Here is a 20,864-nt window from a genome sequence, read left to right on the forward strand (position 1 = left end):
AGCCGACACCACGTCAGCCCCGGTCGGCGGTACGGAACCCAGCACGTGACAGGGACTGACCATGCATCGTCTCCTCGGCCGCAGGCTCGCCGCGACCGCGCTGGCCACCGGCGTCCTGCTCGCCGCCGCTCCGGCGTTGGCCGCACCCGCCCTGGCCGCCCAGCCCGCTGCCACGCGGCACCACACCGCGCCCACCGCCGGCCGCTCTGCCGCGGATCTGCTCGACGCGCTGACCCGGGCCACCGAGGTCCGCTACGCCGACGCGCACTGGAACTGGACGGCGTGGAACGACAGCACGCCGGTGACCGGCGGCGCGGACCAGCCGAACTACCAGTGCGCGGAGTTCGTCGCCCGCTCGATGGCGGCCGCCGGGCTCATCCCGGGCCTCGGCCCGAACGACCCGCAGAGCGACTACTTCACCTACCAGGCCCCCAACGGCAAGGTCTACGACCTGCTGCTGATCTCGGACCTGCCGCAGTACCACAACCTGTACGACTACCTGATGGACAGCGGGGTGGCCAAGGACATCGGCGACCACCCCGAGCTGGCGCAGCCCGGGGACATCGTCGTCACCTACGCCGGCCCCGGCGGCACCAAGAGCCACACCGGTCTGGTGGCGCAGGCGGCGACCGCCACCGCCGAGGCCACCGTGGACGGCCACAACCACGCCAGGCTCGACTACGGCTACCACTACTTCGCGCCCTCGCACCTGGTGCAGCTGGTGCCGGACGCGGCCGTCGAGGTGTGGACCTGGGCCGCCGAGCAGGAGCTGCTGCACGGCACCACGCCCGGTGGCGGGACCGGATCCGGTACCACCACCGCGCCGAAGAACCTCGCCCCGCGCCTCGCCGCGCCGGTCGTGAGCGACCCGGCGGGTCCGCAGGTCTAGGCGTTCCGCAGGCTAGACGCCGGTCACCCCGGCCCGAGGGCGGTCTCCCCCGAGGCCGCCCTCCCATGCGTGCAGCGGCCCGACCCAGACGTCGGTGATGCCGCTGATGTAGCGGGCGCCGCAGACGTCGTCGGGGACGACGAGCTGCGGACCCGCCTCGTCGAGCGGGCGGTCGTCGATGCTGGTGGCGAGCAGGATCGGGCGGCCGCTGAACTCCGGGTCGATCTCGGCCCAGGAGAGCAGCACGAAGTGGCCGTCGGCCCCGGTGACGGTCAGCAGGTGGCCCAGCTTGCCCTTGCGGGTCGCGGACGCGAGGCGCGGTCGGGCCGTGCCGAGCACCTCCCACAGACGGGGGCCCTCGAAGGTGTGGTGCTGCGGGCCGTTGGTGCGGCAGTCGAAGGTGACCTCGGCCCGGTGGGCGGCGAGGCGGCGGAGCTGATCCACGGTCAGTTCCGCGGGCTGGTCCAGGTGGCCGTGCAGACGGACGGCGGCGACGGCGCGGTTCACGGGTGAGCGACCCCTTTCCGGCAGAGGTGCGGCGGTTCTGCGTGGGCGATACCCCGCCACGGGCGTGCCCAACCGCAGATGCGGTGGATGCAGCACTCGATCCATGGCAGGTGCCATGGATTCAACTACCCGCCCTTGGCAGATGCGATGTCCCTGACCGTATTCCCCTCCATCGGTGCTGGACGATCGCCCAATCCTTTCGGCGGGCGCACGCATCTACGATGCGAAAGCACGACATTCCCTCGTATCCGCCACCCAGCCGGTCGACACGGGGCGGGAACGACAGGAGCGGGCGATGATCACCAGAGATCTGCTGGGCTGGGACGACCTGCACATCGGCCTGGCCTGGGGCCCGGGGGACCTGCTCGACCGGCGGGTCACCGGCGTCACCTCGACCGACCTCCAGGACCCCGCCCGCTATCTGCAGCCGGGCGAGCTGGTGCTCAGCGGCCTGGTCTGGTGGGAACCCGACGACGCCGAGGCCGCGCTGCGCTTCGCGACCTCGCTGCGCAGCGCCCGCGTCGCCGCCCTGCTGGCCGGGGAGAGCACCCACGGACCGGTCGGGCGGAGCCTGGTCGACGCCTGCCGCACGCACCGGATCCCGTTGCTGAGCGTCCCGGCCGGCACCAGCTTCCGCGCCGTCACCGACCGGGTCTACCTGCGGCTCTGGGGCGGTCTGCGGCTCGGCGCGGACGGTGCGGGCGCGGCCGGGCTGCCCGCGTCGGTCCGCGCCGAACTGCTGGAGCTGCTGCATGCCGACGCACGCCCGGCCGACCTGCTGCGCCGGGCCGTCGAACAGCTCGGCCTGCCCGACTGCTCGATCGTCTCCGCGGCCGGCCGGACCGTGGCGAGCTCGACCGGGACCGGCCGGCGTCCGGCCACCGCGGCGCGCGCCGTGGCCGTCGGACCACCGGGCGAGTCGCCCTTCGACGCCTGGCTGCTCCAGCCCTGGGCCCCCTGCGCCCACCCGGAAATGCTCCGCGGCCTCGCCGACCTGCTGGCCCCTCTCGCCGTCCGCGCCCACACCGCGCGGACCGAGCGCCGGACCGCCGCCGTGCGGCTCCTGGACCTGCTCGACACGTCCGCCCCCGTGGACCTCTCCGACGCCCTCACCCGCTGCGCGCTGCCGACCCGGCAGGCGCTGACCGCGGTGGCCGCCAGGATCGACGGCAGCCCGCAGGCCCCCGACGGCTGGGCCGCCGCCGCCCTCACCGAGGCGCTCTGCACGCTCGACGCCCCCTTCGCCGCCGCCCCCGACGGTGACGGCTGCGCCAAGGCCCTGGTCGCCGCGCCCGCGGAGCAGGTCACCGGCGCGCTGCGCCGGGTCAGGGCGCAGCTTCAGGCCCGACTGGGCGAACGCCAGTCCCTGGCCGTCGGCGTCGGCCCGGCCGTCGCGCCCGAGCCCGCCCGGCTGCGTTCCTCCCTGGTCCAGGCCGACTACGCCCGTCGCGCCGCGGACGCCTCGGCGCAGCCGGTGCGCAGCGCCACCGAGGTGGACTCGCTCGCCGCCCTGCTGGACGGTGTGCCCACCGCGGTCAGGGCCGCCTTCCAGCACCGGCTGCTCGCCCCGCTGACCGCCCACGACCGGGACAACGGCGTCTCGCTGACCGACACCCTCCAGGTCTTCCTGGCGCACGACGGCTCCTGGGCGCGCACGGCCAAGGCCCTGCACATCCACGTCAACACGGTCCACTACCGGGTGCAGCGGATCGAGGAGCTGACCGGCAGGAACCTGAGCCGGCTCGCCGACCGCCTCGACCTGCGCGCCGCACTGCTCTGCGCGGACGCCCCGCGCTGACCGGCGGGCGGTCGGGTACGGTGCGGGGCGACCGTCCTCCGCCCTGCCCCAGGGAGCGCCCCGTGCCCGTCGTCCACCAGCCCCGTCCCGCCCTGGACGTCCGTGCCGCTCTCGGCGAGAGCCCCCTGTGGGACGCCCGCGCGAACGTCCTGTGGTGGGTCGACATCCCGCGCGGGGAGCTGCACCGCTTCGACCCCGCCACCGGCGAGGACACGGTGCGCGGCTTCGAGGGACCGCTGAGCGCGGTCGCGCTGCGCGCCTCCGGCGGGCTGCTGCTCGCACTCGGCGCGCAGGTCGCGGCCCTCGATCCCGGGGCGGGATCCGGACCGGCGGCCGAGCCCCGCCCGCTGCTGCGGCTGCCGATGCCCTCGTCCGAGCACCGGCTCAACGACGGCCGCTGCGACGCCCGCGGCCGGTTCTGGGTCGGCAGCATGGCCGAGGACGCCCCGGGGACCGCCGCGCTCCACCGGCTGGAGTCCGGCCCGGCCGGGACCGAGTCGGTCCAGGTGCTGGGCGGGGTCAGCATCTCCAACGGCCTGGACTGGTCGCCGGACGGCACCCTGGCCTACTACGCCGACTCCCCCTCCGGCGAGGTCGCCGTCTTCTCCTGCGCCGACGACGGCTTCACCCGCACCGGCACCCTGGCGCGGTTCACCGACTGCGTCCCCGACGGGCTCACCGTCGACGCCGAGGGCGGCGTCTGGGTCGCCCTCTACGACGGCCACGCCGTCCACCGCTACCTGCCCGACGGCACCTTGGACGCGGTCGTGCCCGTGCCGGCCGCGATGGTCACCAGCTGCGGCTTCGGCGGCCCGGACCTGCGCACCCTCTACATCACCACGGCGAGCCGCGGCCTGAGCGACGCCGAGCTGGCCGAACAGCCGCTGGCCGGAGCCCTGTTCGCCTGCGAGCCCGGCGTCGCGGGCCGTCCCGCGCACGCCTTCGCGGGGTAGGCCGCGCCTGACGGGGCGGGAACCGGCCAGGGGTCCCCCGTTCGTGCACGCCGTCTTGTCATGGCATCTGCGGGTGTGTCGGAATAGGTGGCTGCGGCGTCGGCACCGCCGACGCGTACCGCCTGAGCCCACGGAGGCCTGGATGAGCGCTCGCAGACCGGGACCCCTCGCCCGCCTCGTCCCCCCGCTGCTGCTCCTCCCGTTCCTGACCGGTTTCTCCCCGCCGACCGCGGTGCCCGCCCCGGCCCCGGCGCCCACCGCCGTCCCCGCGCCCAAGGCCGCCGAGGCCACCGGGACCGGCGGCGCGGTCGCCAGCGTCTCCGCCGAGGCGACCGACATCGGCATCTCCGTGCTGCGCCGCGGCGGCAACGCCGTCGACGCCGCCGTGGCCACCGCCGCGGCCCTGGGCGTGACCGAGCCCTACTCCTCCGGCATCGGCGGCGGCGGCTACTTCGTCTACTACGACGCCCGCCGCCACCAGGTCTTCACCCTCGACGGACGCGAGACCGCCTCCGCCTCCGCCGACCAGAACCTCTTCCTGGAGAACGGCCAGCCGCTCCCCTTCTGGACCGCGGTCAGCAGCGGCCTCTCGGTCGGGGTACCCGGCAGCGCGCAGACCTGGCAGGAGGCCCTGGACCGCTGGGGCAGCCGGTCGTTCGCCGACCTGCTGCGGCCCGCGGAGAAGCTGGCCGACCAGGGCTTCGTGGTCGACCAGACCTTCCACGACCAGACCGCCGCCAACCAGACCCGCTTCGACTACTTCCCCGCCACCCGCGCGCTGTTCCTGCCGGGCGGTCAACCCCCGGCCGTCGGCAGCGTGTTCCGCAACCCGGACCTGGCCGCGACCTACCGCGAACTCGCCCGCAAGGGCACGTCCGCGCTCTACCGGGGCGACATCGGCAGGGACATCACGGCACTGGTCCAGCACCCGCAGGTGGACCCGGCCTCGGGCTGGGACGCCCGCCCGGGCAAGCTCAGCACGGCCGACCTGGCCGCCTACCGGGTCCGCGCGCAGGCCCCCACCCACGTGGACTACCGCGGCCTGGACGTCTACGGCATCGCGCCGTCCTCCAGCGGCGGCACCACCATGGGCGAGGCCCTGAACATCCTCGACGACTTCGACCTGGCGCACGCCTCGAACAGCCAGTACCTGCACGACTACCTGGAGGCGAGCCGGATCGCCTTCGCGGACCGCAACCGCTGGGTCGGCGACCCGCGCTTCGTGGACGTGCCGACGCAGGGCCTGCTCTCGCAGCGCTTCGCCGACTCGCGCGCCTGCCTGATCAAGCCCGACTCCAGCCTGACCAGCCCGCTGGCCCCCGGCGACCCGAACCACCCCGGCCCGGGCTGCGTCACGTCCGGCACGCCCGCGCCCACCACCCCCGAGGGCACCCACACCACGCATCTCACCGTCGCCGACCGGTGGGGCGACGTGGTCTCCTACACCCTGACGATCGAGCAGACCGGCGGCAGCGCCATGGTCGTGCCGGGGCGCGGCTTCCTGCTCAACAACGAGCTCACCGACTTCGACTTCACCCCGGCCGTCGCCGGGGTCCCCGACCCGAACCTGCCCGGTCCGGCCAAGCGTCCGCGTTCCTCGATGTCGCCGACCATCGTGCTCAGGAACGGGCGCTTCGACTTCGCCGTCGGCTCCCCCGGCGGCTCCACCATCATCACCACCGTGCTCCAGGTGCTGACCGAGCACGTCGACCGCGGGCTCAGTCTGGAGCAGGCGATCGCCGTGCCCCGGATCAGCCAGCGCAACAGCGCCCTGACCGACGCCGAACCCGCCTTCCTCGGCACACCGGACGCGCAGGCGCTCACGGCGATCGGCGAGAACTTCGTGCTCAACCCCGAGATCGGTGCGGCGACCGGCATCCAGGCGCTGCCGAACGGTGAGCTGCAGGCCGCCGCCGAACCGGTCCGCCGGGGCGGGGGCGCGGCCGCCGTGGTCTGCCCGGACCCGACCGCCGCCTCGGCGGCGGCTCAGTAGCCGGCCGGGCGGACCAGTCCGGTCTCGTACGCGAAGACGGCGGCCTGCGTGCGGTCGCGCAGGCCCAGCTTCACCAGGATCCGGCTGACGTGGGTCTTGACCGTCTGCTCGGCGACGATCAGCGAGGCGGCGATCTCCGCGTTGGACAGGCCCTGCGCGATCAGCGAGAGCACCTCGGTCTCCCGCTCGGTCAGATCGCCGACCCGTTCCCGCAGCGGCTGCCGTGGCGCGCCCGGCATCCTGGCGAACTCGGAGATCAGCCGCTTGGTGATGTTCGGCGCGAGCAGGGCGTCGCCGCCCGCCACCACCCGGACGGCCTGGGCCAGTTCGTCCGCCGAGGCGTCCTTGAGCAGGAAGCCGGAGGCGCCCGCACGCAGCGCCTCGTAGACGTACTCGTCGAGGTCGAAGGTGGTCAGCACGAGCACCTTGACCTGGCTCTCCGGCGGCCCGGTGATCCGCCGGGTCGCCTCGATGCCGCCCAGCTCCGGCATCCGGATGTCCATCAGCACCACGTCGGGCCGCAGCTCCGCCACCTTCGCCACCGCGTCGAGGCCGTCCACGGCCTGACCGACCACCTCGATGTCGGACTCCAGGTTGAGCAGCACCGAGAATCCCTGACGGACCATCATCTGGTCGTCGGCGATCATCACGCGGATCGTCATGCGGGGTCCTCCAGGGACACGGGGAGCACGGCCACGACCTCGTAGCCGCCGTCGGGGGTCGGGCCGGTGGCGAGTTCGCCGCCCAGCATGGCCGTGCGTTCGCGCATGCCCAGCAGCCCGTGGCCGATGCCGGGCGCGGGCGTGGGCGGGTGATCCGGTGCGGCGTTGGCGACCCTGACGGTCAGGCCGGCCGACCGGTAGTCGAGCAGCACCGTGACCGGGGCTCCCGGCGCGTGGCGCATGGCGTTGCTCAGCGCCTCCTGGACGATGCGGAACGCCGAGAGCTCCGCGCCGGGCGAGAGCGGCCGCCGCTCGCCGAAGGTCTCGACGGTGACCCCGAGCCCGGCGCCGCGCACGTTCTCCATCAGTTCCGGCAGCCGGTCCAGGGTGGGCTGCGGCGCGTCGCGGACGCCCTCGGCGTAGGGGTCCTCCCCGCGCAGCACGCCCAGCACGCGGCGGAGTTCGGCCAGCGCCTCCACCGCGTTCTGCCGGATGCCGGCCAGGTTCTCGCGCAGCTCCTCCGGCGGGTTCTCCACCAGATGCGGGGCGACCTGCGCCTGGATGGAGATCACCGACATGTGATGGGCCACCACGTCGTGCAGCTCGCGGGCGATCCGGGTGCGCTCCTCCAGCAGGGTGCGCCGGGCGCGCTCCTCCGCCGTCAGCTCCTCCTGGGCGACCAACTGCGTCCTGGCCACCCGCCAGCCCCGCAGCGAGGCGCCGATCAGCACCGCGAGCGAGAAGACGATGACGGCGAAGCCGATCGCCGAACCCTGCTCGTCCGGCTTGTAGAGCTGGGCCAGCAGGGCGGCGAACAGGGTGATGCCGAGCGCCTCGACCGCGATCCTGGACCGGACCCGCAGCGCGAGCATCAGCAGCACCAGCGCCTGGAGGACGATCGTGGCCGGGGTCCAGCCCGCCTGCACCGCCGCGTCGCCCGCCATGGTGAAGGTGATGCCGCCGCCGCGATGGACCGCCGTCGCGTACCAGGCTCCCAGCAGCATCGTCAGGGTCGACACCCACCAGGCGGAGATCGGCTCCCACAGGGCGCCGACCAGGGCCGCCGACTGCACGCCGCCCAGCAGCAGGCCCAGCGGCACGCCCATCCGGTAGGAGAAGGCGTACTGGTTGGTGTTGATCGCCAGCAGCACCAGGCCGAGCAGGGTCATCAGCACGACCGCACGCCTCGGCACCTTCCGCCGGGGAGGCGTCTCCGCCCCCCTGGCCGCCCGGCCCTCGGCGGAGAAGCGGTCGAAGACCGGGGTGACCAGGTCCGCACGGACCGTCCCCCCGAGTTCGCGTATCGCTCCCCGTATGCGCTTCCCACCTTGATCCCCGTTCACGGCACTCACCTTAGAGCCGCTCGGCGAGTTCGACGGCGGGAGCGGCGACGCCCACGGTCAGCGACGCGGGCGTGCTGCCCGCCACGCGGCGGCTGCGGCGCTCGCCCCGCCCGTGCTCGTGGTGCCGGAACGCCGCCCAGCAGACCGCGAGCATCAGCGCGAAGACCGGCAGCCAGGCCAGCCGCGCCAGGATCCAGCCCGCGCCGTCGGGCACGGTGTGCAGGCCGAGCAGCGGGTGTCCGGCCAGCAGACCGAGGGCGGCCACGGTCATCGCCGCGGTCTGGTGCCACAGGAAGATCGTCATCGCGGAGAGGTTCACCAGCGCCACCGCCGCCCAGGCCGCCGGTCGGCGGAGCACCCGGCGCAGCGGGCCGAGCAGCAACAGCGCCGCGCCGCACTGGGCCAGGCCGAAGGTGACGGCGGCCAGGGTGGGCGGGTTGAGGTTCGAGATGTGATCGCCGGGCACGCCGACCATGGAGGCCGGATAGCCCGCGAACAGGACCAGCAGCGCGGTGGTGACGGCCCCGCCGACCAGCAGCACCCAGCCCGTCGTCCGGCTCCGCAGGCCCTCCCTGGCCCAGGCCGCGCCCAGGCAGTAGGGCACCAGCCAGCCGGCGGGCAGGTTGATCCAGCCCACCCAGGCGGGCCCGTGGAAGCCGAAGCGCCACAGGTCCACGTAGAGCACCACGGCGAGCGGCCACAGCGGGTGCAGCCGGTGGACCAGCGGCGTCGCCGCCGTCAGCGCGGCGAAGACCAGCAGGAACCAGAGCGGTGAAAGGACCAGCTTCACCAGCGTGTGGACGGTGGCGTAGTCCACCCCGGAGGCCAGCAGCACGACGGTGACCACGGACCAGACCACCAGCACGGCGGCCACCGGCCGGAACAGCCGGCCCAGCCTGGCCGCCAGCCACTGCGGGTAACTCCGGCCCCGGGCACGGGCGGTGGCGTAGCTGCGGGCGGCGACCTGGCCGCCTACCAGGAAGAACACCGCCAGGGTCTGGAACGCCCAGGAGATCGGGGCCAGTTGCGGCATGTGCTGGAGCGGACTGGCGTCGGCGACCTTGCCGCTGTCGAAGACGAGCGCGGTCACCAGCCAGTGGCCGAGCACCACGCCGAGGATGGCGAAGGCGCGCAGGGCGTCGATCGCGCGGTCCCGGTCGGGCGGGGTGGCGGCGTCGATCCTCGCCGCCAGGTGACGCAGGGACGTGCCGGACATGCCAGGTCTCCGTTCGCGAAGGGAGCGGTGCGGTGGGTGGGCCGGGGCGCTGCTCTGTCCGAGCGCGCTCAGGTGGCGGCGTCGGCGGCGTCGGCCGCGCCGGTCACGATCGCGGCGATGCTGCGCAGCGAGAGCGAGCCCGGCTGCAGGTAGGTGCTGTGGTCGGCGTCGCCGGCCGGGAAGAGGTGCGCACCGAAGCCGGGCGCGGTCGGGTCCGCGCCGAGGCCGACGGTGGTGAACAGCAGCGGCACGCGCACGTGCGGCACGTCGGCGATCCAGTCCTTGGCGCCGCGCCCGGCCCAGACCGCCGCCCTGGTGTGCAGCCCGGCCACGGTGCCCGCGTCACCGCCGACGCCGGGGCTCCCGTAGAGCACGATGTCGGCCGCGGCCAGACCGCCCGCGGCGCGGGCGCAGACCACGGAGCCGTAGGAGTGGCAGACCAGCGAGGTGCGCGCCTGCGGCAGCAGCTGGTGCAACTGGCCGACGAATGCGTCGAGTTGCGGAGCGGCCCGGTCGGCGAGGCCGTCGGTCAGCACCTCGGGGCTGACCGTGGCCGGAGTCGGGTAGCCGAGCCACGCCACGACCGCGGTGTGCGCCGCGTCGCCGCCCGCCTGCTGCTCCAGGGCGACCGCCCCGGCCCGCAGGCGCTCGTAGCTGTCGAGGTTGGTGTCCGAGCCGGGCACCAGCACGGCGACCCGGCGGGCGTGGGCGAGGTCGCCGAAGACCTCGACCGTGCGGCCGCCGTCGCGGCCGTCGAAGGAGAGGAAGTGGCGTGCCGGGTCGGCCATCGTCCGCAGGGCCGCGGCCCGCTGCCGGTCGCCGTAGGCGTCGGCGGTCCGCTCGGCGGCGAGGACGCCCGCGCGGGAGGCGGCGTAACGCGCGTCCAGCGCGCCGACCCCGCCGACGGCGAGCGGCGCCTGGGCGACCGGGTCCGGCGCGGGCACCGCGTCGGGGCCCGCCATGCCCGCCAACGGCGCCGCCACCGCGACGGCCACCAGACCGGCCGCCAGGGTGCGCCTCAGGCGCGGGGAGATCGGACGGGACACCATGGTCGGCTGCTCCTCTTCGCTACCGCTGCACGTCTGTGCTTGCGGTACCGAAGCTAGGAATCGGGCCTTGTGGTCGGCGTCCCACCGGGGAGCGCTCTTGCGCCGTAGCTCCGGAGTACTACGGGTACGCAGGGGCGGTCCCCGGGGAGCCCCTCGTACTCAACGCGACGTGGCCGTCACGGTCCGTGGCCTTCCACGGCTTTCTGTGCCCCGCGTCACCCGAAAACAGCCCCCGACTGTGCCGTGAGCCACTCATCGGGGTGTTTTCCTTGCCCGTCGCGACGGCTGCGTGTGACGGTGTTGGTGCGTCGCCGAACGATCGGACACCGAACCGGCGGACGACGCCGCAGCCGCTCGAACCGGCTGCTCAGGGGCCCGACGCCCCGGGGCGACTCCCGCCCTCACAGATCGACCAAGGGTCCGCGGTGTGCGGCCGACGATGTGGTCGACACCTGCACAGAACCCCGAGTGGCACCCCGCTGCCTTCGTGTCCCCCACGAACGCCTGTGCCGCTCCTCGTCTCTGGAGTGACATGCGCAACAAGGTCCGTCTCGCCACCCGTCTGACCGTCGCCGCCGCCATCGCGGGCGGTGCGGTGCTCACCACCGTCGGCGCCGCGAGCGCCGCGACCCCGGCGAGCTACAGCGCCTCGGGCTACGGCGACAACCTGGACGGCTGGATCGCGCAGGCCCAGGCCGTACTGTCCGCCGACGGCGACCAGGTCCCCTCCGCCGACGCCATCAAGGCGCGCGCCATGACCGAGTCCTCGGGCAACCCGAGCGCCGTCAACAACTGGGACTCCAACGCCGCCGCGGGCACCCCGTCCGAGGGTCTGATGCAGGTCATCCAGCCGACCTTCGACACCTACGCGGCGCCGGGCCACAACGACATCATGAACCCGGTCGACAACATCGTCGCGGCCGTCCGCTACGCGAACGCCACCTACGGCTCCTTCGACACCATCGCCTACGGCACCAACGGCTACTGACCGCCGGCCACCGGCTCGCACCACCTGCTTCACGCCTCCGGCCGCGCCGGCGCAGCTCCTGCGCCGGCGCGGCCGCTCGCGTTCAGCCGATGAGCGTCAACGCCCCAGGCAGCAGCGTGATCCTGGCCGGCAGGGTGGCGATCTCGTCCCCGTCCGCGCAGACCGGAACCGGCCGGTCGGTGTCCACGGTCACCGTGCGGGCGGTGGTCAGCGAGACCTCGGGGCGGTCGACATGGGTGCCGCGCTTGGCCTCCTGCATGAAGGAGACCACCGCGCTGCGCGGTCCGTCGCCGACCACCATGACGTCCAGCAGCCCGTCGTCCAGCACCGCGGGCGGCACGATCCGCAGACCGTGGCCGTACGCACCGGAGTTGGCGACCACCACCGTGTGCGCCCGCACCTCCCTGACGGCCCCGTCCACCTCCAGGCGGTAGCCCGCGGGACGCCAGCCGAGGATCGCGCGGATCGGCGCGAGCCGGTAGACCAGCAGCGCCGGCAGCCGGCGGCCCGCGTTGATGATCTGCGTGGCCACCGAGTCGATCCCGATGTAGACGTTGCCCGGCGCGATCGCGCCGTTGACCTCCAGCACGTCGATCGCCCTCGTGGGGTGGTCGAGCAGATGCCGGGCCAGCGCGGCGGGGTCGTGCGGCAGGTCGAGCAGTCGGGCGAGGTCGTTGCCCCGGCCGGCGGGGACGATGCCCATCACGCCCCCGCCGCGCACCACGCCGTCCGCGACGTCGCGCACCATCCCGTCCCCGCCCACGGCGACGACCACGTCCCCGGACTCCGCCGCGCGGCGGGCCGAGGCGATCGCGTCCTCCCGGCTGCGGGTCGGCAGCGCCCGGACGGTCGCACCCGCCGCCCGCAGGTGCTCGGAGACCGCGCCCCAGCGGGCGAAGCCGTCGCCGCCACCCGAGATGGGGTTGATCACCGCAGTGAAGTCGCGCATGGGTCAGTCACCGTCCGCGAGTGGTTTGACGAGCACGCCGGGGTTGAGAACGCCGACCGGGTCGAGGGCGTCCTTGACCGCGCGCAGCACGTCGACGCCGAGCGGGCCGATCTCCTCCGCGTAGGTGTCGCGGTGGTCGGTGCCGACGCCGTGGTGGTGCGTGATCGCCGCGCCGCAGCTGCGGATCGCCGCGTTGGCAGCCGACTTGGCGGCCTGCCACTGCTCCAGCGGGGCCTCGGTCTGGGCGCAGGCGACGGTGAAGTAGAGCGAGGCGCCGGTCTCGTAGACGTGCGAGATGTGGCAGAGCACCAGGGGCGGGGTTCCCTGGGCGTTCAGACTGTCCGTCAGGGCGGCGGTGACGGCGGCGCGCAGCTCGTGCAGCGTGGACCAGAAGGTCACCGTCTCCAGCGTCTCGATCAGCACGCCCGCGTCGAGCAGCGGGTCGCGCAGGTACGGCGCGCGGTAGCGGCCGGTGCGCCAGGCCTCGCCGCCCTCGGTGCCCAGCGATTCGCCGCCCGCCGCCCGCAGCACGGCCGACGCGCCCGCCCGGCGCGCGGCGACGTCCTCGGCGGTGCCCTCGTAACCGGTCACCGCGAGGCAACCGCCGGGGCCGCCGCCGAACATCGCGGTCGGATCGGCCAGGTTGACGCTCGTCTCGGCCTCGTCGGACAGCCGCAGCACCGTCGGCTCGGGGCCGTCCTGCACCAGCTTCCGCAGCGCGTCCGCGCCCGCCTCGAAGGAGGGGAACCGCCAGGCCTCGAAGACCCGCTCGGCCGGGGCGGGACGCAGCCGCACGGTGACCGAGGTGATCACGCCGAGAGTGCCCTCCGAGCCGAGGACCAACTGCCGCAGGTCAGGACCGGCCGCCGACTTGGGCGCGCTGCCCAGGGTGACCGTGCCGCGCGGGGTGGCCAGCGTCAGCCCGACGACCATGTCGTCGAAACGGCCGTAGCCGGCCGAGGACTGCCCGGCCGAGCGGGCCGCCGCGTAGCCGCCGATGCTCGCGCCCTCGTACGACTGCGGGAAGTGGCCCAGGGTGAATCCCTCCGCGCGCAGCGCGGCCTCGGCGGCCGGTCCGCGCAGGCCCGCCTGCAGGGTGGCGGTGCGGGAGACCGCGTCGACGGCGAGGACCGCGTCCAGCCGCCGGAGGTCGATCGCGACCACGCCCGCGAAGCCCTCGCGCAGCGGCGCCAGTCCGCCGACGACCGAGGTGCCGCCGGAGTATGGCACGACCGCGATGCGGCGTTCCGCGCAGAGCCCGAGCAGCGCGACGACCTCCTCGTGCGAGCCGGGGTAGGCCACCGCGTCCGGCGCGTCGGAGCCGTCGCCGGCCCGGAGCCTGAGCAGGTCGGGGGTGGACCAGCCGCGGGTGTGCGCCACCCGCGCCTCGTGGTCGGAGCGCAGGTGCTCGGCGCCGACGACCGCCGACAGGGCCGCCAGCGCGTCCGGGTCGAGGGTGAGCGCGGGCAGCCGCACCTGCTCCGGCTCGACCGGCGGCTGGGCGGGCGTCTTCACGCCGAAGGCGGCCAGCGTGTCCCTGGCGGCGTCCGGCAGATGCGTGGCGTGCGCGGGATCACCCCAGCGGTAGGGATGGAAGTCCACGACGGGCAGGTCTGACTCGTTCATCGGGCTCGATCCTCGGTGGTCCTGAACACTGCGGTCTTGATGCGGCAGCCGACGACGAGCAGGCCGCTGATACACTTCTACATGTGATGTCGCAGCGAATCAACAGCCCCGCCGAAGACTCGCCCAAGGCAGAGTTGCGGGCGGCCAACGCCATCCCCGAGGAGCAGATCCTCGACGCGGCCTACCGCCTGCTGCTGACGATCGGTCCGCAGCGGATGACCATGGCCGACCTCGCCCGGCAGGCCGGCGTATCCCGCGCCACGCTCTACCGCCGCTGGGGCTCGGTGCGCGAGGTGCTGGCCGCGCTCACCACCCGGGCCTGGGTCACCCTCGCCGAGCAGGCGTTCCCCGCGGACGCCCACACCGAGGTCTCCCGCGCGCGTCTGGTCGACGGCGTCGTGCTGCTCGCCCGCGCCATCCGCACACACCCGCTGCTGCGCACGATCGTCGAGCTTGACCCCGAGTTCCTTACCCCGTACCTGCTCAAGCGGCGCGGCACGAACACCAACCACCAGCTCGCGATGCTGGAGGCCGGCCTCCGCACCGCCATCGCCGGCGGCTCGGTCCGTGACGCCGATCCGGCCCTGCTCGCGCACTCGGTGCTGCTGACGGCCTGGTCCTTCACCCTCACCGGTCCCGTCCTCGCGGGCGCCCCCGAGGGCGAGGGCCCGGAACTGGACCGGCTCGACGCCGAGCTCCGCCTGCTGCTCGACCGCTACCTCGCCCCGTGATCCACGCCGCCCGCTGAACCACGCCGCTCCCTGAACCGCGCCGCCCCCTGAACCGCGCCGGTCCCCGGCCCAGGCAGACAGGACCCTCGCCGTGAACTCCTCCCTCAACGCCGCCCGCCGCACCGCCGAACTGGCCGCCCTGCGCGACCCCGCCGCGGAACCGGTGGACGTCCTGGTCATCGGGGGCGGCGTGACCGGCGCGGGCGTCGCCCTGGACGCCGCCGCGCGCGGACTCTCCGTCGTGCTGGCCGAGAAGCACGACCTCGGTTTCGGCACCAGCCGGTGGAGCTCGAAGCTGGTGCACGGCGGACTGCGTTACCTCGCCTCCGGCAGCGTGGGCATCGCCCACGAGAGCGCCGTCGAGCGCGGCATCCTGATCGAACACACCGCCCCGCACCTGGTCCGCGCGCTGCCGCAGGTCGTCCCGCTGCTCCCCGGCACCGGCCGGGCGGAGTCCGCCCTGGTCCGGGTCGGCTTCCTGGCCGGCGACGCGCTGCGCGTCGCCGCCCGCACCTCCTCCGCCACCCTGCCGCGCTCGCGCCGCCTCTCCCGTGCGGAGGTCCTGCGATACGCGCCGACCGTCGCCGCGGCCGGACTACGCGGCGGACTGGTCTTCTGGGACGGCCAACTCACCGACGACGCCCGGCTGGTGACCGCTCTCGCGCGCACCGCCGCCGGGCTGGGCGCGAAGGTGCTGACCCGCTGCTCGGCCACGGACGCGACCGGGCGCGGCGCCACCCTGCGCGACGAGCTCAGCGGCGAGTCCTTCACCGTCGCGGCGCGGATGGTGATCAACGCCGCCGGCGTCTGGGCCGGCTCGCTCGCGCCGGGCATCACGCTGCGGCCCAGCCGGGGCACGCACCTGGTCCTGCGCCAGGAGTCGTTCGGCGGACTCAGCGCCGGGCTCACCGTGCCGATCCCCGGCGAGACCAACCGCTTCGTCTTCGCGCTGCCGGCGCCCGACGGGCGCGTGTACGTCGGCCTGACCGACGAGGACGCGCCGGGGCCGATCCCCGACGTCCCGCAGGCCACCGACGACGAGATCGACTTCCTGCTGCGCACCATCAACACCGCGCTGCGCGCCCCGCTCACCCGTGACGACCTGCTCGGCACCTTCGCCGGTCTGCGCCCGCTGCTGGACACCGGCGCCGGCCGCACCGCCGACGTCTCCCGCAAGCACGCGGTGCTGACCGCCCCGGACGGCCTGGTCACCGTCGTCGGCGGCAAGCTCACCACCTACCGCCGGATGGCCGAGGACGCCCTCGACGCCGCGCTGGCCGCCTCCGGCCGCACCGCCGCCCCCTGCCGCACCCGCTCGCTGCCGCTGGTCGGGGCCGCCGACAGGGAGACCCTGGCCCGGGTGGACGCGCCGCTGCGCCTGGTGCAGCGCTACGGCGTCGAGGCCCCGGCGGTCCTGGCCGAGGCCGACGGCGACCCGGAGCTGCTGCGCCCGGTCGCGCCCGGCACGGACACCACGGCCGCCGAACTCCTCTTCGCGGTCCGCCACGAGGGCGCGCTCGACACGGGCGACCTGCTGGACCGGCGCAGCCGGCTCGGCCTCTCCCCGGCCACCCGCGCCGCCGCCCTGCCGGCGGCTGAGCAGGCGCTGACCCGGTAGCGGGTACCCGCTCAGCCCTCGGCCCACTCCGGCGTGCGGAACGTGCCCCCGTACATGGGCAGCTCGATCGAGGACCCGTAGCGGGCGAGTTGGCTCCAGGGCCGGTTGATCCCGGCCGAGCCGAAGCGGCGGACCCGGGTGACGGCGTCCAGGTCGAGCACGTCGACCAGCACCTCCTCGCCGCTCCCGGCCTGCTGGCGGACCATGCCCTCGGGGTCGACGATCGCGCTGGCGCCGACCCCGGCCGGGTCGGCGGCATTGACGTTGACCACGTAGAGCTGGTTGGTCCAGGCGTTGGCCCGGGCGCAGACCAGTTCCATCTCGCGGTCACGCGTGGTGGTCAGCGTCGGCTGGATCACCACCTCCGCGCCGAGCCATGCGAGCTGACGCATCGTCTCGGGAAAGGAGCCGTCGTAGCAGATGGCCAGCCCGACCGTGCCGACGCCGGGCATCTCGAAGACGGTGAACGCGTCGCCGGGCTCCGCCGCCTCGTAGGGCTGCCAGGGGAAGACCTTGCGGTAGCGGGCGACGATCGCGCCCTCGGGCGAGATCACCAGGGCGGTGTTGTGGATCACCCCCTCCGGGGTGCGCTCGAAGACGGTGCCGGGCACCAGCCAGAGGCCGGTCTCCACGGCGAGCGCGGCCAGCCGGTCGGTCAGCGGCCCGGGCACGCCGACGGCGGCCCGCTCCATCCAGTCGTCGGGAGCCGGGCGCAGCAGCGGCCCCTCGGCGGCGAGGAAGAGTTCGGGCACCACCACGAGCTGCACGTGCGGGAAGAGCGCCCGGGTGGTCCGCACCTGCTCGGCGAAGCGGAGCCAGCTCGCCTCCAGGTCGTGCGCCACGGGCGCGGTCTGCAGGGCGGCGATGGCGAGGGTACGCATGCTGTTCAGTCCTCGGTCGGGTCGGTGTCGGTCGGGTCGGTGCCGGTCGGATCGGTGACGGTCGGATCGGTGACGGTGAGGGCGACGACCGCCGTGCGGCCGTCGCGGAAGAAGGGGCGGAACCGGGCGCGCACGGCCAGCATCACCACGGCGCCCAGGACGATGGAACCGACGCCCAGCAGGAAGACGCCGCCGACACCGTCGAACGAGGTGCTGCCGTAGCCGGGCTCGATCATGTCGTAGGCGCTGCGCGCGAAGGCTGCCAGCATCATCAGCCCACCGAGCAGCGGCAGCACGCCCTTCAGCAGCAGGTCGCGCGGCGACCTGCGCAGGCTGCCGCGGAAGTACCGGACGCAGGCGAGCGCGGTGACCCCGTAGTAGCAGGCGATCAGCAGGCCGACGGAGAGGATCGCGTCGCCCAGGAAGGCCGCGGAGACGAGGTCGAGCAGCACCAGCAGCGCCCCCGCCGCGACCCCGAAGAAGACCGTGCCGAAGGCGGGCGTGCGGTATCGGGGGTGGATCCGGGCGAAGGCGGCGGGCAGGGCTCCGTGGGCGGCCATCGACAGCGAGCCGCGCGGGCTGCTGACCAGGCAGGTGAGCAGTGCCGACACCGCGGAGACGCAGACGGCGAGCTTCACCACGACGGCGAGCGCGGCGCCGACGACCGGCGGCCCGAGGGTGGCCAGCACGTCCGTCGCGTTGGCGGCGTTGCCCAGGCCGAGGCCGGTGGCGCCGGTGCCCGCGAAGGCGATCGCGGCGAAGGCGGTGAACAGGTAGGTGCCGAGCAGCACGAAGGTGGAGACCAGCACGGCCCGTCCGGGGACCTTGTCCGCGTCGCTGGTCTCTTCGTTGACGGTGATCAGCGCGTCCCAGCCCCAGTAGATGAAGAGGCAGAGCAGCACCGACTCGGCGAACGACCCGGCCCCGCCGAAGGCGAAGGGGTTCAGCCAGGCGAGTGAGGGCGTCGCCGCGCCGTGCCGGACGAAGGCGGCGGCGCCGAAGCCGAACAGGGCGATCAGCTGCAGCGCCAGCAGCACGTACTGCACCGAGGCGGCGATCTGCACGCCGCGGCGGGCGACGAAGGTCCCGGCGGCGAGCAGGGCCAGCGCGGTGGCGGTGACCGCGACGCTGCTCCCCGCGAGTCCGTCCAGGCCGAGGACCTGCAGCAGGTAGACCGCGCCGACCTGGGACAGCGCCGTCATCGCGATCAGCGTGGCCGTCTGCGGCACCCAGCCGCCGGCCAGCCAACCGGTCGGGGCGCCGAAGGCCCTGGTGGTCCAGACGAAGGTGGTGCCGCAGTCGGGCATCTCCCGGTTGAGCTCGCGGAAGGCGAAGGCGGTGAGCAGGATCGGCACGAAGCCGACCAGCAGCGCGGCCGGGGCCAGCTGCCCGACGACCAGCGTCACCAGGCCGAGGGTCACCGCGATGCTGTAGGCGGGAGCCACGGAGGAGAGGCCGAGGGCCACGGCGCCGAGCAGGCCCACGGAACCGCTGCGCAGGCCTTTGCCCCGGCTGTCGGGGGGCCGGCTGTCGGGGGCGGCGTCGGGTCTCGCGTCGGCGGCGGTCGGGTGCAGCGTCATGGCGGGGGCTCCTGACGTCGGGCTCGGAGGCACGTTTGTTAAACGTGGATTTAAGAAGCGAGCCGGACGACTGTCAAGAGCTGGAGTCGGCTTGTTAAAATCGGCGACAGGCAGCCGGTCACGTCGGCCGAGCCGATCGGACGAGAGGGAAGCGATGCCTGCGAAGAAGGGCGGCAGCAAGGAGGCCCGCCGGGCCGAACTGAGCGCGGCCGTGCAGCGGGCCCTGCTGGTGCGCGGACTGGAGGGGCTGCGGCTGCGCGACATCGCCGAGGAGGCCGGGGTCACGCCCGCGGCGGTGCTCTACTACGGCGACCTGGACGCCCTGGTCCACGCGACCTACCAGCAGGCCATCGAGCGCTTCAGCCTGGAACGCGAGCAGGCGGCCGACCGCTTCACCGACGCCCGCGAGAAGCTCGCCGCCTGCATCGAGAACGGTCCGGCCTCCGGCCCGGAGGACGCGCTCACCCGGCTGCTCTTCGAGTACTGGCCGCGCTGCCTGCGCGACCCCAAGGCCGCCGCCCTCGACAGCGCGTTGACCGAGCGTCAGATCGCGGTCTACGCCTCGGTCCTGGTCCTGGGCGAGGCCCAGGGCCACTTCGTCCTCCTGGACCCGCCGCGGCTGCTCGCGGCCAACTTCGTCGCCTTGGAGGACGGCTATCAGATGGAGATCCTGGCGGGGCGCCGCACCCGCGCCGAGGTGCTGGCGGCGCTCCACTCGTACGCCCGCGCGGTCACCGGCCACGACCCCGGCCGGTCCGCCACATCCTGAGCGGTGCGTCCGATCAGCGGGTCTGCGCCTTCGGGGTCTGTGCCTTCGGGGACTGCGCCTTCTTCGCGGCCTCGGCGGCGTGCTTCTCCTTGATCCGCACGGTCTCCTTGCGGACGTCCACCTGGTTCGCCCGCTCGTGCTGCAGCCAGAGCGGGTTCTCCTCCTTGATCGCGTCGATCTGCTCGGTGGTGAGCGGCTCGGTCAGGCCCGCGCGGCCCAGGCCGGAGACGGTGATGCCGAGCTTGTTCGCCACCACCGGACGCGGGTGCGGGCCGTTGCGGCGCAGGTCGGCGAGCCACTGCGGCGGCTCGGTCTGCAGGGCGGTCAGCTCCTCGCGGGAGACCACGCCCTCCTGGAACTCGGCGGGCGTGGCGCCGAGGTACACGCCGAGCTTCTTGGCGGCGGTCGCGGGCTTCATCGTCTGGCTGGACTTGGCGGATGTCATGGGTCAAGGGTAGCGAGCGCGCGACCCCGCTGGTCACAGCCGGTAACCTGGCCCCGTGACGGACACACCCGAACCAGCCTCCTTCCGGCTCGCCTACGTCCCGGGAGTGACGCCCTCCAAGTGGGCGCGCGTCTGGAACGAACGCCTCCCCGGCACCCCGCTGAGCCTCGCTCTGGTCCCCGCCGGCGAGGCCGAGGCGTCGCTGCGCGCGGAGACCGCCGACGCGGGCCTGGTCCGGCTGCCGGTCGACCGCCAGGGCCTGCACGCCATCCCGCTCTACACCGAGACCACCGTGGTCGTCCTGCCCAAGGACCACCGGCTGGCCGAGGACGCCGAGGCGGCCGAGCTCGGCCTCGCCGACCTGGCCGAGGAGCTCGTGCTGCACCCGCAGGACGACGCCCTGGTCTGGGAGAGCCTGCCCGGTCTGGCCGCGAAGGAGCGGCCGGCGACCACGCGGGACGCCGTCGAGCTGGTCGCGGCGGGCGTCGGCGTGGTGATCGTCCCGCAGTCGCTGGCCCGGCTGCACCACCGCAGGGACCTCACCTACCGTCCGCTGGCCGACGCGCCGCAGTCGCAGGTCGCGCTGGCCTGGCTGGAGGACCGGACCACCGACCTGGTCGAGGAGTTCATCGGCGTGGTCCGCGGCCGGACCGTCAACAGCTCCCGCGGCAACACCGCGGCCGCCGCGGCGAACACCGCCGCGAAGAAGCCGGCCGCCCGCAAGCCCGCCCCGCAGCAGGCCGGGCAGAAACAAGGCGGCCAGAAGCAGGGCGGGCAGAAGCAGGGCGGCGGCCGGGGCAGGCCGACCGCCAAGAAGGCAGCCCCCAAGCGCGGAAAGCCCGGCCGCCGCTCCTGATCCGCGGCCGG

At 74.3% G+C, this 20,864-nt stretch carries 19 protein-coding genes; 9 read left to right on the top strand and 10 right to left on the bottom strand.

Annotated elements, in window-relative coordinates; translation table 11 throughout:
* Positions 1-61: 61 nt before the first annotated feature.
* Positions 62-889: an amidase domain-containing protein gene (locus BS83_RS33145; protein WP_037607115.1), complete on the top strand. Its 828-nt coding sequence runs from the start codon at positions 62-64 to the stop codon at positions 887-889.
* A 12-nt stretch (positions 890-901) separates the two neighbouring features.
* Here the strand turns inward: BS83_RS33145 and BS83_RS33150 are convergent, their stop codons facing one another.
* A complete protein-coding gene (locus tag BS83_RS33150) occupies positions 902-1,396 on the bottom strand; it encodes a molybdopterin-binding protein (RefSeq protein ID WP_232248575.1) in 495 nt (164 codons plus the stop codon).
* Between the two features lie 295 nt (positions 1,397-1,691).
* On the opposite strand from BS83_RS33150, the gene BS83_RS33155 reads away from it, so the two are divergent.
* The 3 genes from BS83_RS33155 to ggt all read left to right on the top strand — a co-directional run bounded on the left by BS83_RS33155 (position 1,692) and on the right by ggt (position 6,140).
* Positions 1,692-3,194: a PucR family transcriptional regulator gene (locus BS83_RS33155; protein ID WP_037607116.1), complete on the top strand. Its 1,503-nt coding sequence runs from the start codon at positions 1,692-1,694 to the stop codon at positions 3,192-3,194.
* Positions 3,195-3,256: 62 nt separating this feature from the next.
* Positions 3,257-4,147, top strand: coding sequence for an SMP-30/gluconolactonase/LRE family protein (locus BS83_RS33160; protein ID WP_037607117.1), 891 nt, complete (start codon positions 3,257-3,259; stop codon positions 4,145-4,147).
* A gap of 142 nt (positions 4,148-4,289) precedes the next feature.
* Positions 4,290-6,140 (top strand): gamma-glutamyltransferase, encoded by a 1,851-nt coding sequence (ggt, locus tag BS83_RS33165; protein ID WP_037607118.1) that lies wholly within the window; start codon positions 4,290-4,292, stop codon positions 6,138-6,140.
* On the opposite strand, the gene BS83_RS33170 is transcribed toward ggt, so the two are convergent.
* The 4 genes from BS83_RS33170 to BS83_RS33185 all read right to left on the bottom strand — a co-directional run bounded on the left by BS83_RS33170 (position 6,134) and on the right by BS83_RS33185 (position 10,410).
* Positions 6,134-6,802, bottom strand: a complete 669-nt coding sequence (locus BS83_RS33170) for a response regulator (RefSeq protein ID WP_037607119.1) — start codon at positions 6,800-6,802, stop codon at positions 6,134-6,136. The genes ggt and BS83_RS33170 overlap by 7 nt on opposite strands.
* Entirely contained in the window at positions 6,799-8,145 is a 1,347-nt protein-coding gene (locus BS83_RS33175) for a sensor histidine kinase (protein WP_037607120.1), read from the bottom strand. The genes BS83_RS33170 and BS83_RS33175 overlap by 4 nt, the downstream gene beginning before the upstream one ends.
* A gap of 10 nt (positions 8,146-8,155) precedes the next feature.
* Complete coding sequence (locus tag BS83_RS33180; RefSeq protein WP_051944474.1) at positions 8,156-9,361, bottom strand: acyltransferase family protein; 1,206 nt, start codon at positions 9,359-9,361, stop codon at positions 8,156-8,158.
* Positions 9,362-9,429: 68 nt separating this feature from the next.
* Positions 9,430-10,410 carry an alpha/beta hydrolase gene (locus tag BS83_RS33185; protein WP_037607121.1) on the bottom strand — a complete coding sequence of 327 codons (981 nt, stop codon included), beginning with the start codon at positions 10,408-10,410 and terminating at the stop codon, positions 9,430-9,432.
* A gap of 532 nt (positions 10,411-10,942) precedes the next feature.
* Between BS83_RS33185 and BS83_RS33190 the strand changes: the two genes are divergently transcribed.
* Entirely contained in the window at positions 10,943-11,398 is a 456-nt protein-coding gene (locus tag BS83_RS33190; protein ID WP_037607122.1) for a lytic transglycosylase domain-containing protein, read from the top strand.
* An 82-nt stretch (positions 11,399-11,480) separates the two neighbouring features.
* Here the strand turns inward: BS83_RS33190 and BS83_RS33195 are convergent, their stop codons facing one another.
* Together BS83_RS33195 and BS83_RS33200 are read right to left on the bottom strand one after the other, a co-directional pair.
* Positions 11,481-12,347: a diacylglycerol/lipid kinase family protein gene (locus tag BS83_RS33195; RefSeq protein WP_037607123.1), complete on the bottom strand. Its 867-nt coding sequence runs from the start codon at positions 12,345-12,347 to the stop codon at positions 11,481-11,483.
* A 3-nt stretch (positions 12,348-12,350) separates the two neighbouring features.
* The gene (locus BS83_RS33200; protein WP_037607124.1) at positions 12,351-13,973 is read right to left on the bottom strand and encodes an FAD-binding oxidoreductase; all 1,623 of its coding nucleotides are present in this window, start codon (positions 13,971-13,973) and stop codon (positions 12,351-12,353) included.
* Positions 13,974-14,059: 86 nt separating this feature from the next.
* Between BS83_RS33200 and BS83_RS33205 the strand changes: the two genes are divergently transcribed.
* The gene (locus tag BS83_RS33205) at positions 14,060-14,704 is read left to right on the top strand and encodes a TetR/AcrR family transcriptional regulator (protein ID WP_157597426.1); all 645 of its coding nucleotides are present in this window, start codon (positions 14,060-14,062) and stop codon (positions 14,702-14,704) included.
* 91 nt (positions 14,705-14,795) lie between these two features.
* A complete protein-coding gene (locus tag BS83_RS33210; protein WP_037607126.1) occupies positions 14,796-16,322 on the top strand; it encodes a glycerol-3-phosphate dehydrogenase/oxidase in 1,527 nt (508 codons plus the stop codon).
* Between the two features lie 11 nt (positions 16,323-16,333).
* Here BS83_RS33210 and BS83_RS33215 read toward each other — a convergent pair whose 3' ends face one another.
* Both BS83_RS33215 and BS83_RS33220 read right to left on the bottom strand, forming a co-directional pair.
* Positions 16,334-17,203: a carbon-nitrogen hydrolase family protein gene (locus BS83_RS33215; RefSeq protein WP_037607127.1), complete on the bottom strand. Its 870-nt coding sequence runs from the start codon at positions 17,201-17,203 to the stop codon at positions 16,334-16,336.
* 5 nt (positions 17,204-17,208) lie between these two features.
* Positions 17,209-18,783, bottom strand: a complete 1,575-nt coding sequence (locus BS83_RS33220; protein ID WP_051944475.1) for an APC family permease — start codon at positions 18,781-18,783, stop codon at positions 17,209-17,211.
* A gap of 154 nt (positions 18,784-18,937) precedes the next feature.
* Between BS83_RS33220 and BS83_RS33225 the strand changes: the two genes are divergently transcribed.
* Positions 18,938-19,552 (top strand): TetR/AcrR family transcriptional regulator, encoded by a 615-nt coding sequence (locus tag BS83_RS33225; RefSeq protein ID WP_037607128.1) that lies wholly within the window; start codon positions 18,938-18,940, stop codon positions 19,550-19,552.
* 13 nt (positions 19,553-19,565) lie between these two features.
* On the opposite strand, the gene BS83_RS33230 is transcribed toward BS83_RS33225, so the two are convergent.
* Complete coding sequence (locus BS83_RS33230; protein WP_037607129.1) at positions 19,566-19,997, bottom strand: DUF5997 family protein; 432 nt, start codon at positions 19,995-19,997, stop codon at positions 19,566-19,568.
* 55 nt (positions 19,998-20,052) lie between these two features.
* Between BS83_RS33230 and BS83_RS33235 the strand changes: the two genes are divergently transcribed.
* Positions 20,053-20,853, top strand: a complete 801-nt coding sequence (locus BS83_RS33235; RefSeq protein ID WP_037607131.1) for a LysR substrate-binding domain-containing protein — start codon at positions 20,053-20,055, stop codon at positions 20,851-20,853.
* Positions 20,854-20,864 lie beyond the last annotated feature (11 nt).

The sequence above is a fragment of the Streptacidiphilus rugosus AM-16 genome, assembly GCF_000744655.1.
Taxonomy (GTDB): domain Bacteria; phylum Actinomycetota; class Actinomycetes; order Streptomycetales; family Streptomycetaceae; genus Streptacidiphilus; species Streptacidiphilus rugosus.